This is a genomic window from Streptomyces hypolithicus (genome assembly GCF_052934925.1).
This window is the reverse complement of the sequence record NZ_CM128811.1, coordinates 1,491,835-1,510,555: the sequence shown is the minus strand read 5'-3', so window position 1 is coordinate 1,510,555 and position 18,721 is coordinate 1,491,835. Positions and strand designations below refer to the sequence as shown.

Below are 18,721 nucleotides of genomic sequence, written 5' to 3'. Positions count from 1 at the left end.
GCCGTGACGAGTACGGGTAGCGGTGCGAACGCTGGTGTGCATGCCGGTGCGTACGCCGGTGTGTATGTCTACGCCGTCGTACGGGCCGGCACCCCGCTCCCGCGCGGCAGCAGCGGAGTGGGCAACCCGCCGGCTCCCCTGCGCACGGTCCGGCAGGGACCGGTGTCCGCTGTCGTCAGTGACGCGCCCGAGCGGTTGCGTGCGCGGCGGCGCGACCTGCTCGCGCACCAGGACCTGCTGATGCGCCTGGCCGAGGCCGGCCCGGTCCTTCCCATGCGGTTCGGCGTGGTCGCGCCGGACGAGGAGACCGTACGTGAGCAGCTGGCCGGCGCCGAAGTGCGCCACCTCGCGGCCCTGGAGCACCTGGAGGGCCGGTTCGAGGTCAACGTGAAAGCACTTCCGGCGCAGAAAGCGCTCGCCGCCCTCGTCGCCGAGGAGCCGACCATCCGAAAGCTCCGTGAGGCGGTGCGCCGTACTCCTGGGTACGAGGCCAGCCTCCGGCTCGGCGAAGCGGTCGCCGCGGCTCTCGCACGCCGGGCCGCCGACGCGGGGAAACGGGCCCTGCGCGAGCTCACGCCGCTGGCGCGGGCGGTGGCCGACGGGCCGGAGGTCCAGGGGTGCGCGCTGAACGTGTCGTTCCTCGTCGACCGGGCCGATCACGAGAAGTTCAGCACGACGGCGCGGCGATTCGGTGCGGCGCACCGCGACCACGTCGAGCTGCGGCTGGCGGGTCCGCTGCCCTGCTACAGCTTCGTCCCCGCCGAAGGCCAGCTCGTACCGGCCGCAGGAGCGTGAGATGGGACTGATCACGGGACTGCTCACCCTTCCGCTGGCGCCGGTCCGCGGAGTCATCTGGGTGGCGGAGAAGATCCACGACACCGCTGAGCGCGAGCTGCACGACCCGGCGGTGCTGCGCGCCCAACTGGCTGTGCTCAACCAGGAACTTGAAGACGGAGACATCACGCTCGAAGAGTTCGAGCGAGAAGAGGAACGGCTGCTCGACCGGCTGCACGAGTCGGCCTCGCACCCCAACGCTGGAAGGTGAGTCAGACATGGATGATCAGCAAAAGGCGGCGCTCGCGGTCGCGGTCGTCGGCGGCTACGTGCTGGGCCGTACGAAGAAGGGCCGAATGGCCATCACCGTGGCCACGTATCTGGCGGGTCGGCGCTTCGGGCTCGAACCACGTCAGCTCGCTGCCGAAGGGATGAAGAAGCTCGGCGAGATCTCGCAGTTCGCGGATTTGCAGGACCAGTTGAAGGGCGAGGTTCTCGGCGCGGGCCGCCAGGCGGTCACCGCAGCGGCCAACCGGGGCCTGAGCTCGCTGGCGGACGCCATCAGCGACCGCACGGCGCGCCTGGGGCAGCGCGACGAGGACGAGGACGAGGGCGAGGGCGAGGACGAGGAGGGGGAGTTCGAGGACGAGGAAGAGGAGGAGCCGGAGGAAGAGGAAGAGCCGGAGGAGGAGGAAGAGGAAGAGCCGGAGGAGGAGGAAGAGGAAGAGCCGGAGGAGGAGGAAGAGGAGGAAGAAGAGCCGGAGGAAGAGGAAGAGCCGGAGGAAGAGGAAGAACCGGAGGAAGAAGAACCGGGGGAAGAAGAGGAGCCGGAAGAGAAGCCACGCCCGCGCAGGGGCTCCCGGGAGCCCGCCCGCCGGCCGTCACCCCGCAGCGACGCCCGGAAGAAGGCCGCCTCCCCGGCCAAGAAGTCGCCCCCGGCGAAGAAGGCCGCAGCCAAGAAGAGTGCCCCGGCCAAGAAGTCGGCACCCGCGAAGAAGAGCGCACCCGCGAAGAAGAGCGCACCCGCGAAGAAGTCGGCACCGGCGAAGAAGAGCGCACCGGCGAAGAAGAGCGCACCGGCGAAGAAGAGCGCACCGGCGAAGAAGAGCGCACCGGCCAAGAAGAGCTCTGCGAAGAAGTCGGCGCCGGCGAAGAAGAGTGCGGCGAAGAAGACGTCCCAGCGCGCGAATCGCCGGAGGTAGCCGGTCATGGCTGACACGACGAAGAACGAACAATCCGAGGGGCAGGCGTCGGGACTGGACCGGCTCCGCCAGGAAGTCACGGGCTACCTCGGCGCACAGACGGAGCGCCTCGCGGAGAAAGCGGGCGACAAACTGACCGGTCTCACCGACCAGTTCAAAGACTCCGCCCAGGAAGGCGGCTCGCTGCCGGCCATCGGCCAACGCATGCTCCAGGGCGACTCCCCGATGAAGGCGTTCGTCTCGGAGAAGGCGAAGGGCGTCAAGGACAAGGTCGTGGGCAAGGCCAAAGACGCCGTGGGCATGGGCGGCGGCAAGGGCAAGCGCAAGTCCAGCGGCAGCAAGGTCATGAACATCGTCGAGGTACTCGACGTGGGTATGCCCCTGCGAACGGCATACGACCACTGGACGCAGTACGACAATTTCAGCAGCTTCGCCAAGGGCGTCCGGGACGTCTCGAAGAGCGACGAGATGGCCAGCGACTGGAAGGTCAAGATCGGGCCGTCCAGCCGGAGCTTCAAGGCGACGGTCCAGGAGCAGATTCCCGACGACCGCATCGTGTGGACCTCCGAGGGTGCCAAGGGCAGCACGCGCGGAGCGGTCAGCTTCCACGAGCTGGGGCCGACGCTGACCCGCATCGTCCTGGTCATCGAGTACTACCCGTCAGGATTCTTCGAGAAGACGGGCAATCTCTGGCGCGTCCAGGGGCGGCGCATGCGCCTGGACTTCAAGCACTTCCAGCGGTTCGTGACCCTCACAGAGGAAGAGGCGGAAGGCTGGCGCGGCGAAATCCGCGACGGCGAGGTGACCGTCACGCACGAGGACGCGATGGAAGAGGAAGAGGCGGCAGAGGCTGAGGAGGGCGAGGGCGAGGAGGGCGAGGGCGAAGAGGGCGAAGACTCCGAGGTCGAGGAGGAGGGCGAGGAAGAGGAAGGGGACGACGAGGAACCCGAGGAGGAAGAGGAGGAAGGCGAAGAGGAAGAAGGCGATTGGGAGGACGAGGGCGAAGAAGAGGCTGACGCCGAGAGAGAGGGCTGAGAGGCTGTCGGGTGGCCGGTTGTGAGCGGGGCGTGACCGGTCACTCCGGTCGTCAGGCATGACGAAGGCCCCGGAATGATCACGCGGTGTGTATACGTGCGACAACTCCGGGGCCGTCAGCGGCTCATGCTATCCGTCCAGTCTCACCGATGCGATGTGGGCCATCGTCAAACCCCTGCTTCCTGTACCTGACCAGCGAAAAGGCGGTGGGATACGCAGGTACGGGGACCGGCTGGTGCTGGACTCGATCTTCTACGTGCTGCGGTCCGGCTGCCAGTGGCGGATGCTCCCGCACGACTTGATGCCCTGGGATGCCGCGCACCGCTGGTTCGCCAAGTGGCGTCGGGACGGCACCTGGGACCGCATCCACGACGAGCTCCGCCGCCAGGTCCGGATCGGGGCCGGGCGCGATCCCGAGCCGTCGGCCGCCGTGATCGACGCCCAGTCGATCAAGACCAGCGAGGGCGGCGAAGCCCGCGGGTTCGATGCGGGCAAGCGAACGACAGGGCGCAAGAGGCACGTGATCGTGGACACGATGGGCCTGCTGCTCGTCGTCGCGGTCACCTCCGCGTCCGTGCAGGACCGGGCGGGAGGCCGCATCGTCCTGGACCGCCTCGCGAAGGCGTTCCGCACCAACAGCCTGGTCTGGGCCGATGGCGGATACGCCAACTCCGTTGATTCCACACTGCTTTCATGGGCCCGGGACGCGTTGGGCATCGTGGTCGAGATCGTGAAGCGGACCGACGACGTCAAGGGCTTCAAGGTCCTGCCCCGCCGCTGGGTCGTAGAGCGAAGTTTGTGCGCCACGAGGCGCTCTGTTTGTATCCCCGGTTCAACCGGGAGGAACTCGGAAGGAGGTTTCTGGGCCGAATGACTTACCTGGATCCGAAAGGTGAAGGGGACAACAGCATGTCAGAAAACCAGTGACCGGGCTCAGTTGTCAGAGACGGTGTGCTGGGCGGCCCGCGCGATATGGCGAAGACTGGATTGTTTGAAGCCCAATCTCCAGAAGATGCAAGTTCCCATCCGCCGGAAAGACGGCTGAAACCGGCGCCGCGCTCTGCCCTGGGTTCGATACTTGCCCGGTGCACTTCCGGAGCACGGAGCGATGCCCAGCGAGGGCATTCAAGGAGATGAATGGGACGCCTAAGTCGCGCTAGAACGTACAGACAGAGACGAACGTGGGATCGCCTACGGGACGCGAGTCCTACGGCGACGGAGGCCCCGTAGTAGTCGCCGGAGTAACGACCGGCCAAGGAGGACGGGAAAGCCGTCCGCATTGGGCGAAGGGGGCCAGGTGATTCGGACACCGAGACTCGGGAGGTATGCGAAATGCAGAGCGCCGAAACGGTGCTGGGTGTCCTGCGTGAGCGCGGCCGGCGTGGCCTGCCGTGTGACGAACTGTATCGACAGATGTTCAACCCGCAGTTGTATCTACTGGCTTACGGGCGCATCTACGCCAACCACGGTGCGATGACACCCGGAGTCACGAAGGAAACAGTGGATGGCATGTCCCAGCGGAAGATCGGACGCATCACTGATGCAATGCGCCACGAGCGTTACCGATTCCGTCCAGTGCGACGCGTAAATATTCCCAAGAAGAATGGGAAAATGCGGCCACTGGGATTGCCGACGTGGTCGGACAAACTTGTCGGCGAAGTCGTACGCCTCCTGCTGGAAGCGTATTACGAGCCGACGTTCTCCGGCCACTCCCACGGGTTCCGGCCCCGGAAGGGATGCCACACTGCCTTGCGCGAGGTGGCTCACACCTGGACCGGAACCTCTTGGTTTGTCGAGGGTGATATCGCCGACTGCTTCGGAAGTCTGGACCATGAGGTCCTGCTCTCGATTCTTGGGGAGAAGATCCGAGACAACCGGTTCCTGCGGCTGGTGCGGAACATGCTGACGGCCGGATACGTAGAGGACTGGAGGTGGGGAGCCACGCTCTCCGGAGCACCGCAAGGCGGAGTGACCTCCCCGGTTCTGTCCAACATCTACCTGCACCAGTTGGACGAGTTCGTTGAGAGAGTTCTGGTTCCGGAACACACCCGAGGAGAGCGCCGGGCTCGTAACCCGCAATATCTCGCGGTGGCCAATCTGTTGGCGAAAGCACGCCGACGCGGTGATCGGGTCGAGGCCCGCCGACTGCGTCAGCAGATGCACAGCCTGCCAAGCGCCGATCCTGACGATTCGGCATTCAGGCGGCTGCGCTATGTGCGCTACGCAGACGACCACCTGCTCGGGTTCACCGGACCGAAGGCCGAGGCCGAGGAAATCAAACAGCGACTGGCGACGTTCCTGCGTGAAGAACTCAAGCTGGAACTCTCCCAGGAAAAGACGCTGATTACCCATGCCCGCACCCAGGCGGCACGGTTCCTCGGCTACGAGATCACAACCCAGCAGAACAGCAGCAAAATCACCCGCGGCCGCCGTGTGGTCAACGGACAGATTGCGCTACGTGTCCCGCTGGATGTGATCAAGGCCAAATGTTCCCCCTACCTTGCTCACGGAAAACCCGCGAAGCAACCGGCTCTGATGAACAGCGACGACCACGCAATTGTCGCTACCTTCGGAACCGTCTACCGGGGAATTGTCCAGTACTACCTGTTGGCCGGTGATGTATACCGACTGCATCGTCTGCAATGGGTCATGGAGACCTCCATGCTCAAAACCCTTGCTGGCAAGCACCGTTCAACGGTGTCGAAGATGGCAGCGAAACACAAGACCATCTTGGAGACACCGAACGGGCCGCGTGTTGCTTTCGAGGCCCGCATCGAACGAGAGAACAGGAAACCACTGGTTGCACGGTTCGGTGGCATTCCACTCCAACGTCAGCGGACGGCGGAACTCGCCGATCGTGAGCCGGTCCGAGTGGACTATCCGCAGAGGGAGCTCATCGCGAGACTTCTGGCGGATACGTGCGAGATCTGTGGAAGTAAGGGCAATGTGCAAGTGCACCATGTCCGAGCGCTCGCCGACCTCGCACATGCCGGATGGCAGCCCTCTGACTGGGCGCGCGTCATGCTTCAACGGCGTCGCAAAACGGTTGTGGCTTGCGACACTTGCCATGACCGAATCCATGCAGAACGGCCTGTCAAACCACTCACGCAGTAATCACTGGAGAGCCGGATGACAGGGAAACCGTCATGTCCGGTTCGGCGGGAGGCCGCGCGGAAAAGGACCCGTCTCGACGGGCACCTCGTTGCGCGGCCCACCCATCCGGCTGGCTGGTCCGAAACCGCCGGCTGGCCCGGGACTACGAACGACTGACCGCAACCTCCGAGGCCATGATCAAGGTGGCGATGATCCGCCTGATGCTCGTCCGCCTCGCCGGGCAGTCCTCCCGGTGGAGCCACGAACCCCACCGCAAGACCGCCCGAGCCAAGACCGCCGAGGACCTCATCGCAGCGTAATCAACCGGCCACCCGACAGCCTCTGAGGCTCCACGTGACTGATGTCGACTTCCGCCAGAACACCCAGCCCGTCCCCGGACCGCAGACCACCAACCTCGCCGACATCCTCGAACGCGTCCTCGACAAGGGGATCGTCATCGCGGGCGACATCAAGATCGACCTGCTCGACATCGAGCTCCTGACCATCCGGCTCCGCCTGTTCGTTTCCTCCGTGGACACGGCGAAGAAGGCCGGTATCGACTGGTGGGAGACCGACCCGGCGCTCAGCTCACGCGCGTACCGCAGCGCCCTGCAGGACGAGAACCGCGAGCTGCGGGAGCGCCTGCAGGCGCTCGAATCCGGGTCGGACGAAGACGCGCGGCCGGCCACGCGTACCAAGGAGAAACGAGGAAAATGACCCAGCGCGTCCCCGTGTCTCCCGACCCCGACGCCCTCGCCACCTACGTCTTCGCCGTCTGCCACCGCCTCGATCCGGCAGCGGTGGCGGAGCTGGCCGGCCTCGCGGAGGCGCCCGTACGCACACTGCGATTCGGGAGGCTGACGGCAGTCGTGCAGGCCGTACCCGCCGTCGACTTCACCGACGAGGCGTGGCAGGAGCGCCTGTCGGACGTCGAGGAGCTCGAACGCTGCGCCCGCGCCCACCACGAGGTCGTGTCGGCGGCCGCCGCCCGCTGCCCCACGGTTCCGCTCCCGCTGGCCACCCTCTACCGGGGCGACGAGCGGGCCTGCCAGGCTCTCACCACCGAGGCGAACCGTTTCGACGCAGCCCTCCAGCGCATCGCGCACCACGCCGAATGGGGGGTGAAGGTGTACGCCGCCCACGCCCCCAACTCCCCGGACGCCCCCACCCCAGACCCCCGCGGCACCCCTGCCGACACGCCGCAGCCCCGCCCCCCGCGCCCCGCGACCGCTCGCGCCCGGCTCCGGGCGCCGGGCTGGCGTACCTGGAGCGCAAGCGCGGCATCCAGCAGCGCTGGGAGCGACAGCACGAAGACACGTTGCGCATCGCCGAAGAGGTGGACGCCGAAGTCCGCGCCCTTGCCGCCGACTCCCGCAGGCTCCGGCCCCACGGCCGGGAGGTGACGGGGGAGGGACGTACGCAAGTCCTCAACGCCACCTACCTCGTGGCCGATCAGCGGGCCCGGGACCTGGAGATCCTGGCGCAGACCCTGGGCCGGCGGACCGGGGCGCAGATCGAGATCTCGGGGCCCTGGGTGCCGTACTCCTTCGTCGGCGAGGTGTGAGACATGGCGCGTGAAGTGGTGCCCTGGGACACCCCCGGACCGCTGTCAGGGCCGATCGGTGTACCGCTCGTCGACCTGCTGGACCGCCTGCTGGCGACCGGGGTGGTGATCAGCGGAGACCTGGTCATCGCGATCGCCGACGTCCCGCTGGTACGCCTCTCCCTGCACGTGCTGCTGTCGTCCGTCGGCGAGCGTGTCCCCGCCCCGTGGGCCGACGGAGGACCCCTGTGACAACCCCAACCCCGTCCCCAATCGCACCAGCACCCACGACCCCGATCCCGACCGCGCGACTCGACATCGACCGGGACCGGATGGGCCGTGACCTGGTCACCTTGGTGCTCACCGTGGTCGAGCTACTGCGCCAGCTCATGGAACGCCAGGCGATCCGCCGCGTCGAGCAGGGCGACCTCACCGATGCCCAGGTGGACGAGATCGGCACCACGCTCATGCTGCTCGACGAGCGCATGAGCGAACTGTGCGACCAGCACGGACTGAGCCCCGAAGACCTCAACCTGGACCTGGGCCCCCTCGGCACTCTCCTGCCGCGCGACTGACCCGCCGACCCCCGCCGCCGTGCCGTGTGGCTGTGAGCCCGCCCATAGGGCCCGGATCACATACGAAGCACGGTAGGAGGTACGCCACGGCGCCCGGACAACGGGCCCGTGCGCGCCCCACCCGCCCTACGCACCGCTCTGTCGCTTCTTGGCTGCCCTTTCCTACGTAGAAACGTAGTATGCAGGGTCATTGCGGACATCTCCCACCACCGCTAACGATGGTTCGAGCCCCGGTGAGCCGACCGCTCCCGCGGCGCCCCTTGCAGCCATCGAATGGAGAGTCTCATCCGTATGCCCGCCCAGTCCCGGACCCTTGTCAGCCGCGCCACAAGGATGCGTAAGTTCTCGGTCGGCAGCCTTTGCGCCACCGGCGCCGCAGCAGCGGCCCTCACGCTCGCTCCGTCTCCCGCGCAGGCGGCCCAGCCGGCCCCTCAGGGCGTGGCCGCGGCCAAGGACTCGGCATCCGCGGTCTCCGCGCAGGCCCACACGCTCCCCAAGAAGGCGGACAAGGATTCCAGCTACCCCGACAACCTCGACGGCTGGATCCGTGAGTCCCTGGACATCATGAAGGACAAGGACATCCCCGGCAGCTACGAAGGCCTGCACCGCAACATCATCCGCGAGTCCGGCGGCGACCCCGACGCAGCCAACAACTGGGACGTCAACGCCCAGAACGGCACGCCGTCCAAGGGCCTGCTCCAGGTCATCCAGCCGACCTTCGACGCCTACCACGTCAGCGGAACGCCGCAGGACCTGACCGACCCGGTCGCCAACATCACCGCGGCTGCCAACTACGCCGCCGACAAGTACGGCTCCATCGACAACGTCGACTCCGCCTACTGACCGGCATGTACGAGCCGCGGCGAGCGCGCAGCAACAGGTCCCACTGGCAGCCGGTGCGGTTCTGGTACAGGATCGCGTTCACGATCTCCCGCATCGCATATCTGCCCTGGTGGCCACTGACCGACGGGTGCCCGGCCTTCCAGGCGCTGATCACGGGCTCGACCAACGCCCACTGCTCGTCGGAGACATCACTCGAGTACAACACCAGTGCGTTAAGCCTGTGACCTGCGATGCAACCCCGGTGTGAATGAGGAACGGGACCCCTGATAGATCGTCTTGCGACCAAGCTCGAAGATCGTCGGGAGTCCCGTTGCAGGAGCAGTCTGTCATCACGTCGTCCGCGGAGATGGCATCGGGGGTCCACGCGCCGGGGCATCTGGGCGAGCTGAGCCAGGTCGTGGATTTCGACCTTGTGGACGCCGTTCTCACCGAGACCGGAGCTCGGGAGAAGCGGATACGGCTGCTGCCGGCCCGGGTGGTGGTCTACTTCGTGCTCGCGCTGGCACTGTTCGAGGACTGCTCCTACCGGGCGGTGTGGGGCAAGCTGACCGTACATCTGCCCGCCTCGGTCATCACGCGTCCGGCGGTCTCCTCGCTCTCACGGGCCCGACGTCGCCTGGGTGCCCGCCCGTTGAAGGTGTTGTTCGAGATACTGGCCGGGCCGGTCGGCGAGAAGAGCCGGCCCGGCGTGTACTACCGGGGCCTGCGGACCGTCGCGATCGACGGCACCAGCCTGCACGTCCCCGAGGACGAGCGGACTCTCTGGCGTTACCCCAAGCGGGCCGGGGAGAAGATGGAGTTCGGCTACCCGCTGCTGCGGCTGCTGGTGATCGTCGAGTGCGGCACCCGGGCCCTACTCGCCGCGGCCTTCGGCCCCGAGAGCGACGGCGAGACCACCTATGCCGCCCGGCTGTTGCACGTCCTGGACGACACGGCGCTGCTACTGGCCGACGCCGGCTTCGACGCCCGTGACCTGCTGGAACGCGTGCGGGATACCGGAGCACAGTTCCTGGTGCGTTCGGGTGCTTCGCGCTGCCCCACCGTCGTGCGCCGCCTGCCCGACGGTTCCTACCTCTCCCGGCTGAGCGGCCCCTACCGGGCCGGCCGGGGCTACTCGTTGCTCACGGTGCGGGTGGTGGAAGCATGGATCACCGTCACCCTGGACGACGGCACCGTACGCCGTGAACAGTGGCGTCTGATCACCAGCCTGCTGAACCACGAGCACTACCCCGCCGCCGAGTTGGTAGATCTCTACCACGAAAGGTGGCAGGTGGAGACCACCTATTTCTCGGTCAAGGCGAGCCTGCTGGACGGCCGGGTCCTGCGCTCCCACAGCATCGACGGCATCGACCAGGAGGTCTGGGCCCTGCTCACCACCTACCAGGCCCTCATCCGAGCCGCCTCCGACGCCGTCACCCACCGGCCCGGCCTGGACATGGACCGCCTCAGCTTCACCATCCTGCTCCAGACCGCCGCCGACACCGTGATCACCGGACACGGCATCACCACCGGGAACATCGACCTGGTCGGCACGATCGGCACCGCCGTCCTGGCCGCCCTCTGGCCCGCCCGTCGGCGCCACCGCGTCAAGGCGCGCAGCATCAAGAACTCGACCAGCAAATACGGCCCCAACGCCGGCAAACACCCCCAGAGCGCCCGGCACTACACCGTTCACACAGAGATCACGTACATGGAGAACGGACTCGCCTCCCGGTCCCGACGTCCCTCCTTGGACAGGTTGCACCGCAGGTCACAGGCTTAACGCACTGGTGTTGCACTCGAGTACGGCTTGCGATCACCCATCCCGCCACCCAAACGAATCCCGAACGCTTGACCGGCCACGATGCCCCAACGTCACCCCATCGAGTGATGACAAGCCGGGCATAAGGTCGCGTACCGCACTCTCAGTCTGCAGGCCAACGCCAAGACCATCGAAGGCGCACAGCACCGCGACCGGGGCTCCCAGTTCCGCTACATCAACGGGCAGGCCAAGGACCACATGGGTGCCGAGGGCCCGGTGATCAGCGTGGACACCGAGAAGGAGGAACTGGTCGGCGACTGCAAGAACGCCGGACGCCAGTGGCGGCCCAGGGGTGAGCCTGTGATGGTCAAGACGCACGACTTCCTGGATCGGCAGGGGCCGGGCAAGGCGATCCCGTACGGGATCTACGATGTCGCCGCGAACACCGGCTGGGTCAGCGTCGGCACCGACCATGACACCGCCGCATTCGCAGTCGCCTCGATCCGCCGGTGGTGGCAAGCCCGCGGCCAGCACGGCTACCCGCGCGCCACCCGTCTGCTGATCACCGCCGACGCGGGCGGCTCCAACGGCTACCGCACCCGCACCTGGAAGAGCGAACTCGCCGCCCTGGCCACCGAAACCGGATTATCGATCACCGTGTGTCACCTGCCGCCGGGGACATCGAAATGGAACAAGGTCGAGCACCGGCTGTTCTCCCACATCAGCATGAACTGGCGCGGCAGGCCGCTCACCAGCCACGAAGTCATCGTGAACAGCATCGCGACCACCACCACCCGCAACGGACTGAAGTCCATGCCGAACTCGACCCGGGCACCTACGACACTGGCGTGAAGGTCACCGACCGCGAGATCGACGCGCTGGCGATGAACCGGCACCGCTTCCACGGCGACTGGAACTACACGCTCCACCCTGGCCGATCCCAGCCGGCCCCCGACCGTGAGGCGGAACCGGAAGCTGTCGCCGCGATCGCCGCCGAGCAGCGGCATGACTATCGAGCAACTGGACACTCTAGCCGACTCGTTGATCCCGGTGCTGTCACACCGGCGCGCGCGGATTCGCCACGAACGCCGGGGCGGTGAGCGACTCCGCGCGCGAGGCGCGGGCGCCAAGGACAAGCTCTCCGATACGGACCGGATCCTGGCCACCGTCCTCTGCCACCGCGAGATCGGTACCCATGACCTGCTCGCCCGGCTCTTCGGCGTCACCGGCAGCACGCTCACCCGGGCCGTCCAAGAAGTCCGGCCCCTCCTGGCCGACCACGCTATCCCGCCCTCAACCGTCAGGCTCCGCACCCCGACGGATGTGGTCGCCCACCTCGACAAGTACGGCAGCCAGCCCTCGGCGAAGACCAAATCCGCATGTTGATTCTCTGCGAGCCCTAAGAACAGCCGTCCGGCGCTTGCCTGCCCCCGTCCTGCGCGAGCAGCTCGCCCATCCACGTCTCGATGGCGTCCACGTCACGCGGCAGCGCGCCTGACATCAAGCGCGCGCCGTCGGACGTGATGACCAGGTCGTCCTCAATGCGGATGCCGATGCCGCGTAGCTCGACGGGGAGCGTCTCGTCGTCGGGCTGGAGGTAGAGGCCCGGTTCGACGGTGAGGACCTGGCCCTCTTCCAGGGCGGCGTCGAGGTACGTCTCCGCGCGGGCCTTCGCGCAGTCGTGGACGTCCAGGCCGAGCATGTGGCCGCTGCTGCACAGCGTGTAGCGGCGGTGGAAGTCACCCTCCGCGTCCTTCAGTACGCCCAGGTCGGCGAGGCCCTCGGCGATCACCCGCATGCCCGCGCGGTGGAAGTCGCGGAAGCTCGCGCCCGGCTTGAGCGCCGCGATGCCCGCGTCCTGTGCGGCGAGGACCAGCTCGTACAACTGGCGCTGGACGGGGGAGAAGCGGCCGGACAGCGGCAGGGTGCGGGTGATGTCGGCGGTGTAGAGGGTGTCGGTCTCCACACCCGCGTCGAGCAGCAGCAGCTGGGACGGGTCCAGCGCGCCATCGTTGCGTATCCAGTGCAGTACGCAGGCGTGGGCGCCCGACGCGACGATGGTGTCGTAGCCGGTGCCGTTGCCCTCGGCGCGCGCGCGCAGGTTGAACGCGCCTTCGATCCAGCGTTCGCCGCGCGCGTGCCTCAGCGCCTGGGGGAGGGCCCGCACCGCGTCCTCGAAGCCGCTGATCGTGTGGTCCACGGCGAGTTGGAGCTGCCCGACCTCCCACTCGTCCTTCACTAGACGCAACTCCGCGAGCGCGATGGCCAGTTCAGTGTCGTTGGAGGGGTCGCGGCCGGGTGGCAGTGTGTCGTACCCGTCCAGGTGCTCGCACCGGATGCCGGTCAGCCGCTCGGCCTCGGCGAGGTCGGGGCGGCGGCCGACCCAGAACTCGCCGTACCGCCGGTCGCGGTAGAACTCCCCGCCCGTGCGCGGGGAGCGCGGGCGCAGGTAGAGGACGGCCTCGTGCCCTGCGGGTCCCGCGGGCTCCATGACGAGGACGTGGCCGACCTGGTCCTCGCCGGTGAGGCTGGTCAGCCAGGCGTACGCGCTGTGCGGGCGGAAGCGGTAGTCGCAGTCGTTGGAACGGACCATGAGCTGTCCGGCGGGGACGACGAGTCGCTCGCCGGGGAAGCGGGCGGACAGCTTCGCGCGGCGGGCCGGGGTGCGGTCGTGGCCGGGTACGCGGCTGTCGGCGGGCAGCGGGGTGGCGGCCCAGCCGGTGCCCATGAAGGCATCCAACTCCGCGGAGACGGGCAGATCATGACTTCCCGTATTGAGTCGGACAGAGCGCTCGGGAAGGGGGGTCTCGGGCACCTGGACTGCTCCTTTGGACACGGGTCGGTAACGGCGACGCAGACATCTTGTCAGTGCAATTTCACATTACTATGTTACGGGTCACATCTTAGAGCGCGGTTCTTCAGCGGAGTGACTACTTATGACCAAGCGCACCCAACTCGCCCTCGCCACCGCCCTGGCGGCGTCCCTCACCCTCGGCCTCTCCGGCTGCGGCGGCGACGACAAGAACGACGGCAAAAGCAGCGGGAAGAACCCGATCTCCGAGCAGGCGGGCAAAACCGTCGGCGGCCAGCCGGTCAAGGGCGGCACCCTCACCGTCCTGTCCAACCAGGACTTCGCCCACCTCGACCCGGCGCGCAACTGGACCATGCCCAACATGGACCTGGGCATCCGCCTCCTCTACCGCACCCTCACCACCTTCAAGGCCGAGCCGGGCAAGGGCGGCAGTGAGATCGTCCCCGACCTCGCCACCGACCTGGGCAGGCCCACCGAGGGCGGCAAGGTGTGGACCTTCACCCTCAAGAAGGGCATGAAGTACGAGGACGGCACGCCGATCACCGCCAAGGACATCAAGTACAACGTCGAGCGGTCCTTCGCCCCCGACCTCACCGGCGGCCCCGACTACGCGGCCCAGTACCTCGCGGGCACCGAGGGCTACAAGGGCCCGCTCGAGGGCAAGCACCTGGACTCCATCCAGACCCCCGACGAGCTCACCATCGTCTTCACGCTCAAGCGCGCGGTCGCCGAGTTCGGCTCCACGGCCACCCTGCCCACCTTCGCGCCGGTCCCGCAGTCGAAGGAGAAGGGCGCGCAGTACGACGCGCGACCGTTCTCCTCGGGCCCGTACAAGATCGACAGCTACGACCGCGGCAAGAAGCTCGTCCTGGTCCGCAACGAGCACTGGGACGCGGCCAGCGACACCGTACGCAAGGCCTACCCGGACAAGTTCGTCTTCGTCCAGGGCCTCAAGGGCGGCCAGGTCGACGACCGCATCATCGCCAGCACGGGCCCCGACGCCTCCGCCGTCCAGTGGTCCGACATGCGGCCCGAGAGCGCGCCCAAGGTGCTGCCCAAGGCCGACATCAAGCAGCGCCTGATCGCCGAGTCCCAGGGCTGCACCGAGATGCTGCACCTCAACACCACCCGGGCGCCGTTCGACGACCCCAAGGTCCGCGAGGCCATGCAGTACGCGGTCGACAAGGAGTCGCTGCTCACCGCGTCCGGCGGCCCGGCGCTCAACGAGATCGCCACCGCCTACCTGCCGCCCGCCCTCACCGGCTCCAAGCAGGCCGACACCCTCAAGATCACCCCGGCGGGCGATGTCGACAAGGCCAAGGAGCTGCTCAAGTCGGCCGGCAAGGACGGCGGATTGAAGGCCGCCTTCACTGTCTCCACCGGCGACAAGACCAAGGCCGAGGCCATCCAGCAGGGCCTGAAGCGGGTCGGCGTCGACGTCACCATCAACACCGTCGACCCGGCCGCGTACTACGACACCGTCGGCGACACCAAGAACGCGCCCGACATGGTTATGGCCGGCTGGTGCCCCGACTACCCCTCCGGCTCCACCTTCCTCCCCTTCATCTTCGACGGGCGCACCATCAAGGAGAAGGACAACTCCGGCAACTACGCCCAGTTCCGCGACGACGCCGTGATGAAGCGCATGGACGAGATCGCCGCGATGTCCGACCCCGTCCAGGCCAACCAGGCGTGGATCGAGCTGGACGCGCAGATTATGGCCAAGTCCCCCTCCGTACCGCTGATCCTGGAGCGCAAGCCGCTCCTGGTCGGCACCAACATCGCCGGAGCCTTCGGCCACCCGGTGTGGTCGGGACAGCTCGACTACGCCGTCATCGGCCTCAAGGACCCGTCCAAGAGCCAGGGCTGAGGGGCCGGACGACCATGACCGCCCTTCTCCCTCCCGTCGAGGCCGCACCGGCCACGACGGCGAGCCGCCAGGGCCCCTGGCGGCTCGCACTCCACCAGTTGCGGCGCCGTCCCGCCGCCCGCTTCGGACTGGTCGTCGTCGTCCTGCTCGTCGTGATGGCCGCCGCCGCGCCGCTGCTCAGCGCGCTCGGCGGCTGGTCGCCCGACGAGTTCGACAAGACGGCCGTCGACCCGTACCTCGGCGGGCTGCCGCTCGGCTCGTTCGGCGGGATCGGTACGGACCACTGGCTCGGCGTCGAACCCGTCACCGGGCGCGACCTGTTCGCCCGCGTCGTGCACGGCGCGCAGGTCTCGCTGCTCATCGCCTTCAGCGCCACCGCGATGGTGGTCGTCGCCGGTACCGCCGCGGGGATCGCGGCGGGCTACTTCGGCGGCCGGGTCGACGCGGTACTCAGCCGCCTGATGGACCTGACCATGTCCTTCCCGTCCCTCATCTTCATGATCGCGATGATGTCGGTGGCCAAGGACGTCAACCGGATCTTCCTGATGACCGCCATCATCGGCGTCTTCGGCTGGCCCGGCATCGCCCGCGTCGTGCGCGGCGAGACGCTCTCGGTCAAGCACCGCGAATACGTCGAGGCCGCGCGGGTCGGCGGCTCCGGCTCCTGGCGGATCCTCACCAAGGACATCCTGCCCAACGTCGCCGGTCCCGTCATCGCGTACACCACCCTGCTCATCCCCGGCATGATCAGCACCGAAGCCGCCCTCAGCTACCTGGGCGTCGGCGTCCGGCCACCGACCCCCTCGTGGGGCCAGATGATCGCCGAGAGCGTCGCCTTCTACGAGACAGACCCGATGTACTTCATCATCCCCAGCGTCTTCCTCTTCCTCGCCGTGCTCGCCTTCACCCTGCTCGGCGACGCCCTGCGCGACATCCTCGACCCCCGGGGAGGCCGCACGTGATCCTCTACCTGGCCCGCCGTCTCCTCGGCGTACTCGGCGTACTCCTGGCCATCGCCGCCATCACCTTCACCATCTTCTACGTGCTGCCCGCCGACCCGGCCGCGGCCGCCTGCGGCAAGACCTGCAGCGCGGAACGGCTCGAACTGGTCCGCCAGCATATGGGCCTCGACCAGCCGATCTGGCGGCAGTTCGGCGACTTCCTCACCGGCATCTTCGCCGGCCGCACCCTCGGCGAGGGCCCGCACGCGCTGCAGTGCGGCTTCCCCTGCCTCGGCTACTCGTACGAGAACTCCCTGCCCGTCTGGGAGCTCCTGATGGACCGGCTCCCGGTCTCCGCCTCCCTCGCCGTCGGCGCCGCCGCCCTGTGGCTGGTGCTGGGCCTGGGCGCGGGCGTCACCGCCGCCCTGAAGAAGGACAGCCTCACCGACCGCTCCCTGATGGTCGGCGCGGTCGCGGCCGCCTCGCTGCCGGTCTACTTCACCTCGGTGCTGCTCATCTACGGCGTCATCCGCATCGCGGGCCTGCTCCCGTACCCCTCCTACGTGGACCTCACCGCCGACCCGCTCGGCTGGGCGTCCAACCTGCTCCTCCCCTGGGTGGCGCTCGCCCTGCTCTACGCCGCCATGTACGCCCGGCAGAGCCGCAGTTCGATGATCGAGGCGATGGCCGAGCCGTACATCCGCACCGCCCGCGCCAAGGGAATGCCGGAACGCACCGTCGTCGTCAAGCACGGGCTGCGCTCCGGGATGACTCCCATCCTCACCATCTTCGGCATGGACCTCGGCGGCCTGCTCGCCGGAGCCGTCATCACCGAGTCGATCTTCGGACTCCCCGGCGTGGGACGGCTGTTCTACGACGGCCTGGTCCGCTCCGACCAGCCGGTCATCCTCGGCGTCACACTGCTGGCCGCCTTCTTCATCGTCGCCGCGAATCTGATCGTCGACCTGCTCTACGCCTTCGTCGATCCGAGAGTGAGGTACTGATGGCCGAGCGGCACCCCCTGCTCGAAGTCCGTGACCTCCAGGTCACGTTCACCACTCCCGCCGGCCCCGTCCGGGCCGTCGACGGCATCGGCTTCACCGTCGAGGCGGGCCGCACGCTGGGCATCGTCGGCGAATCCGGCTCCGGCAAGTCCGTCACCTCGCTGGCCGTCATGGGCCTGCACCGGGACGCGGCCGTCGCAGGGTCGATATCCCTCGACGGCCGGGAACTCGCCGCCCTGCCGGACAAGGAACTGAACCGGCTACGCGGCCAGAAGATGGCGATGATCTTCCAGGACCCGCTGTCCAGCCTCCACCCCTACTACACCGTCGGCGAGCAGATAGCCGAGCACTACCGCGTGCACTTCAAGGCGAGCCGCGCGGTCGGCCGCCGCCGGGCCGTCGAGATGCTCGGCGAGGTCGGCATCCCCGAACCCGCCCGGCGCGTCACCGACTACCCGCACCAGTTCTCCGGCGGCATGCGCCAGCGCGTCATGATCGCCATGGCGCTGGCCTGCGAGCCCGACCTGCTCATCGCCGACGAACCCACCACGGCCCTGGACGTCACCGTCCAGGCGCAGATCCTCGAACTCATCGCCCGCATCCAGGCCGACCGCGGCCTCGGCGTCGTCATGATTACCCACGACCTGGGCGTCGTCGCCCGCGTCGCCCACGAGGTGCTGGTCATGTACGGCGGCCGGGCCGCCGAACAGGCCCCCGTGGACGAGCTGTTCACCAGCCCCGCCCACCCCTACACCCGCGGCCTGCTCGACTCGCTGCCCCGCCTCGACGACGCGGACGACGCCCCGCTGCGGGCCATCCCTGGAAGCCCGCCGTCGCTGCTCGTCCCGGCGCCGGGCTGCGCGTACGCACCGCGCTGCGCGCGGGCCGCCGCCGGTACCGCCGCCGAACGCGCCCGCTGCACGGACCAGCGCCCCGCCTTCGACGGCCTGGCCTCCGGCCCGGGCGGCGACCAGGGCAGCGCCCCGGGCGGCCGTCTGGTGGCGTGCCACCTTCCGTTGCGCGGAGCGCCGGGGGACCACCACCCGGTCGGGACGGCAGCCGTCGACTCAACCCCGGGAGGCCCGCGATGACCGCCCTCGGCGCGGCGGCGCGCGCTCTCGGACACGGCACGCCGCCCGCATCCGCCCAGCTGCCGCCCGTCGCCGTCCCGGGACCGCCGCCCAGCGACAGCCGAGGGCGACCGAGGACACAGCGCGGCCCGCGGTCCGGCAGCGGCGTGCGGTCCGGCACTGGCCCGCGGTCCGGCACCCGCCCGCCGCACGACACC

19 protein-coding genes and 3 pseudogenes are annotated in these 18,721 nt (G+C 68.2%); 20 read left to right on the top strand and 2 right to left on the bottom strand.

What is annotated here, in order from left to right; translation table 11 throughout:
• Positions 1–3: 3 nt before the first annotated feature.
• The 13 genes and pseudogenes from ACU6WZ_RS06900 (at position 4) to ACU6WZ_RS06840 (ending at position 9,065) form a co-directional block, all read left to right on the top strand.
• Positions 4–795 carry a GvpL/GvpF family gas vesicle protein gene (locus ACU6WZ_RS06900; protein WP_447032226.1) on the top strand — a complete coding sequence of 264 codons (792 nt, stop codon included), beginning with the start codon at positions 4–6 and terminating at the stop codon, positions 793–795.
• Position 796: 1 nt separating this feature from the next.
• The gene (locus ACU6WZ_RS06895) at positions 797–1,045 is read left to right on the top strand and encodes a gas vesicle protein GvpG (protein ID WP_447032225.1); all 249 of its coding nucleotides are present in this window, start codon (positions 797–799) and stop codon (positions 1,043–1,045) included.
• 7 nt (positions 1,046–1,052) lie between these two features.
• Positions 1,053–1,976 (top strand): histone protein, encoded by a 924-nt coding sequence (locus tag ACU6WZ_RS06890; protein WP_447032224.1) that lies wholly within the window; start codon positions 1,053–1,055, stop codon positions 1,974–1,976.
• Positions 1,977–1,982: 6 nt separating this feature from the next.
• Positions 1,983–3,011 (top strand): SRPBCC family protein, encoded by a 1,029-nt coding sequence (locus ACU6WZ_RS06885; protein ID WP_447032223.1) that lies wholly within the window; start codon positions 1,983–1,985, stop codon positions 3,009–3,011.
• Positions 3,012–3,165: 154 nt separating this feature from the next.
• Complete coding sequence (locus ACU6WZ_RS06880; RefSeq protein WP_447028975.1) at positions 3,166–3,885, top strand: IS5 family transposase; 720 nt, start codon at positions 3,166–3,168, stop codon at positions 3,883–3,885.
• A gap of 458 nt (positions 3,886–4,343) precedes the next feature.
• Positions 4,344–6,125, top strand: a complete 1,782-nt coding sequence (locus ACU6WZ_RS06875; RefSeq protein ID WP_447028974.1) for a reverse transcriptase/maturase family protein — start codon at positions 4,344–4,346, stop codon at positions 6,123–6,125.
• 107 nt (positions 6,126–6,232) lie between these two features.
• A pseudogene (locus ACU6WZ_RS06870) lies at positions 6,233–6,424 on the top strand (hypothetical protein); the annotation flags it as partial.
• Positions 6,425–6,458: 34 nt separating this feature from the next.
• Positions 6,459–6,821, top strand: a complete 363-nt coding sequence (locus tag ACU6WZ_RS06865; RefSeq protein ID WP_447032222.1) for a gas vesicle protein — start codon at positions 6,459–6,461, stop codon at positions 6,819–6,821.
• Positions 6,818–7,186, top strand: a pseudogene (locus ACU6WZ_RS06860) (GvpL/GvpF family gas vesicle protein); the annotation flags it as partial. The gene ACU6WZ_RS06865 and the pseudogene ACU6WZ_RS06860, both read left to right, overlap by 4 nt.
• Before the next feature lie 32 nt (positions 7,187–7,218).
• On the top strand, positions 7,219–7,668 hold the full coding sequence (locus ACU6WZ_RS06855; protein ID WP_447032221.1) for a GvpL/GvpF family gas vesicle protein: 450 nt from the start codon (positions 7,219–7,221) through the stop codon (positions 7,666–7,668).
• Positions 7,669–7,671: 3 nt separating this feature from the next.
• Complete coding sequence (locus tag ACU6WZ_RS06850) at positions 7,672–7,899, top strand: gas vesicle protein (RefSeq protein ID WP_447032220.1); 228 nt, start codon at positions 7,672–7,674, stop codon at positions 7,897–7,899.
• 80 nt (positions 7,900–7,979) lie between these two features.
• Entirely contained in the window at positions 7,980–8,222 is a 243-nt protein-coding gene (locus ACU6WZ_RS06845; protein ID WP_447033902.1) for a gas vesicle protein K, read from the top strand.
• A gap of 273 nt (positions 8,223–8,495) precedes the next feature.
• A complete protein-coding gene (locus ACU6WZ_RS06840; RefSeq protein ID WP_447032219.1) occupies positions 8,496–9,065 on the top strand; it encodes a transglycosylase SLT domain-containing protein in 570 nt (189 codons plus the stop codon).
• On the opposite strand, the gene ACU6WZ_RS06835 is transcribed toward ACU6WZ_RS06840, so the two are convergent.
• Positions 8,998–9,273: a transposase gene (locus tag ACU6WZ_RS06835; RefSeq protein ID WP_447033901.1), complete on the bottom strand. Its 276-nt coding sequence runs from the start codon at positions 9,271–9,273 to the stop codon at positions 8,998–9,000. The two genes, ACU6WZ_RS06840 and ACU6WZ_RS06835, sit on opposite strands and share 68 nt — an antisense overlap.
• Positions 9,274–9,375: 102 nt before the next feature.
• Here ACU6WZ_RS06835 and ACU6WZ_RS06830 point away from each other — a divergent pair, with 102 nt between their 5' ends.
• The 3 genes and pseudogenes from ACU6WZ_RS06830 to ACU6WZ_RS06820 all read left to right on the top strand — a co-directional run bounded on the left by ACU6WZ_RS06830 (position 9,376) and on the right by ACU6WZ_RS06820 (position 12,192).
• Entirely contained in the window at positions 9,376–10,827 is a 1,452-nt protein-coding gene (locus ACU6WZ_RS06830; protein ID WP_447031735.1) for an IS4 family transposase, read from the top strand.
• Between the two features lie 117 nt (positions 10,828–10,944).
• Positions 10,945–11,738: pseudogene (locus ACU6WZ_RS06825) on the top strand (ISAzo13 family transposase); the annotation flags it as partial.
• A gap of 73 nt (positions 11,739–11,811) precedes the next feature.
• Positions 11,812–12,192: a helix-turn-helix domain-containing protein gene (locus ACU6WZ_RS06820; protein ID WP_447034343.1), complete on the top strand. Its 381-nt coding sequence runs from the start codon at positions 11,812–11,814 to the stop codon at positions 12,190–12,192.
• A gap of 13 nt (positions 12,193–12,205) precedes the next feature.
• On the opposite strand, the gene ACU6WZ_RS06815 is transcribed toward ACU6WZ_RS06820, so the two are convergent.
• Positions 12,206–13,621: an aminopeptidase P family protein gene (locus ACU6WZ_RS06815; protein ID WP_447032218.1), complete on the bottom strand. Its 1,416-nt coding sequence runs from the start codon at positions 13,619–13,621 to the stop codon at positions 12,206–12,208.
• Positions 13,622–13,742: 121 nt separating this feature from the next.
• Here ACU6WZ_RS06815 and ACU6WZ_RS06810 point away from each other — a divergent pair, with 121 nt between their 5' ends.
• Genes ACU6WZ_RS06810 through ACU6WZ_RS06795 form a run of 4 tightly spaced genes read left to right on the top strand, consistent with a single transcriptional unit; the run spans position 13,743 to position 18,524 of the window.
• A complete protein-coding gene (locus ACU6WZ_RS06810; protein ID WP_447032217.1) occupies positions 13,743–15,488 on the top strand; it encodes an ABC transporter substrate-binding protein in 1,746 nt (581 codons plus the stop codon).
• 14 nt (positions 15,489–15,502) lie between these two features.
• Entirely contained in the window at positions 15,503–16,450 is a 948-nt protein-coding gene (locus ACU6WZ_RS06805; protein WP_447032216.1) for an ABC transporter permease, read from the top strand.
• A complete protein-coding gene (locus tag ACU6WZ_RS06800; RefSeq protein WP_447032215.1) occupies positions 16,447–17,433 on the top strand; it encodes an ABC transporter permease in 987 nt (328 codons plus the stop codon). The genes ACU6WZ_RS06805 and ACU6WZ_RS06800 overlap by 4 nt, the downstream gene beginning before the upstream one ends.
• The gene (locus ACU6WZ_RS06795; RefSeq protein ID WP_447032214.1) at positions 17,433–18,524 is read left to right on the top strand and encodes an ABC transporter ATP-binding protein; all 1,092 of its coding nucleotides are present in this window, start codon (positions 17,433–17,435) and stop codon (positions 18,522–18,524) included. The genes ACU6WZ_RS06800 and ACU6WZ_RS06795 overlap by 1 nt, the downstream gene beginning before the upstream one ends.
• Positions 18,525–18,721 lie beyond the last annotated feature (197 nt).

Bases quoted from the DNA above. Each gene is read 5' to 3' on its own strand.
- ACU6WZ_RS06805 (WP_447032216.1), top strand. From the start codon at position 15,503: ATGACCGCCCTTCTCCCTCCCGTCGAGGCCGCACCGGCCACGACGGCG.
- ACU6WZ_RS06875 (WP_447028974.1), top strand. From the start codon at position 4,344: ATGCAGAGCGCCGAAACGGTGCTGGGTGTCCTGCGTGAGCGCGGCCGG.
- ACU6WZ_RS06880 (WP_447028975.1), top strand. From the start codon at position 3,166: ATGTGGGCCATCGTCAAACCCCTGCTTCCTGTACCTGACCAGCGAAAA.
- ACU6WZ_RS06795 (WP_447032214.1), top strand. From the start codon at position 17,433: ATGGCCGAGCGGCACCCCCTGCTCGAAGTCCGTGACCTCCAGGTCACG.
- ACU6WZ_RS06885 (WP_447032223.1), top strand. From the start codon at position 1,983: ATGGCTGACACGACGAAGAACGAACAATCCGAGGGGCAGGCGTCGGGA.
- ACU6WZ_RS06895 (WP_447032225.1), top strand. From the start codon at position 797: ATGGGACTGATCACGGGACTGCTCACCCTTCCGCTGGCGCCGGTCCGC.
- ACU6WZ_RS06845 (WP_447033902.1), top strand. From the start codon at position 7,980: ATGGGCCGTGACCTGGTCACCTTGGTGCTCACCGTGGTCGAGCTACTG.
- ACU6WZ_RS06855 (WP_447032221.1), top strand. From the start codon at position 7,219: ATGGGGGGTGAAGGTGTACGCCGCCCACGCCCCCAACTCCCCGGACGC.
- ACU6WZ_RS06850 (WP_447032220.1), top strand. From the start codon at position 7,672: ATGGCGCGTGAAGTGGTGCCCTGGGACACCCCCGGACCGCTGTCAGGG.
- ACU6WZ_RS06820 (WP_447034343.1), top strand. From the start codon at position 11,812: ATGACTATCGAGCAACTGGACACTCTAGCCGACTCGTTGATCCCGGTG.
- ACU6WZ_RS06840 (WP_447032219.1), top strand. From the start codon at position 8,496: ATGGAGAGTCTCATCCGTATGCCCGCCCAGTCCCGGACCCTTGTCAGC.
- ACU6WZ_RS06890 (WP_447032224.1), top strand. From the start codon at position 1,053: ATGGATGATCAGCAAAAGGCGGCGCTCGCGGTCGCGGTCGTCGGCGGC.
- ACU6WZ_RS06810 (WP_447032217.1), top strand. From the start codon at position 13,743: ATGACCAAGCGCACCCAACTCGCCCTCGCCACCGCCCTGGCGGCGTCC.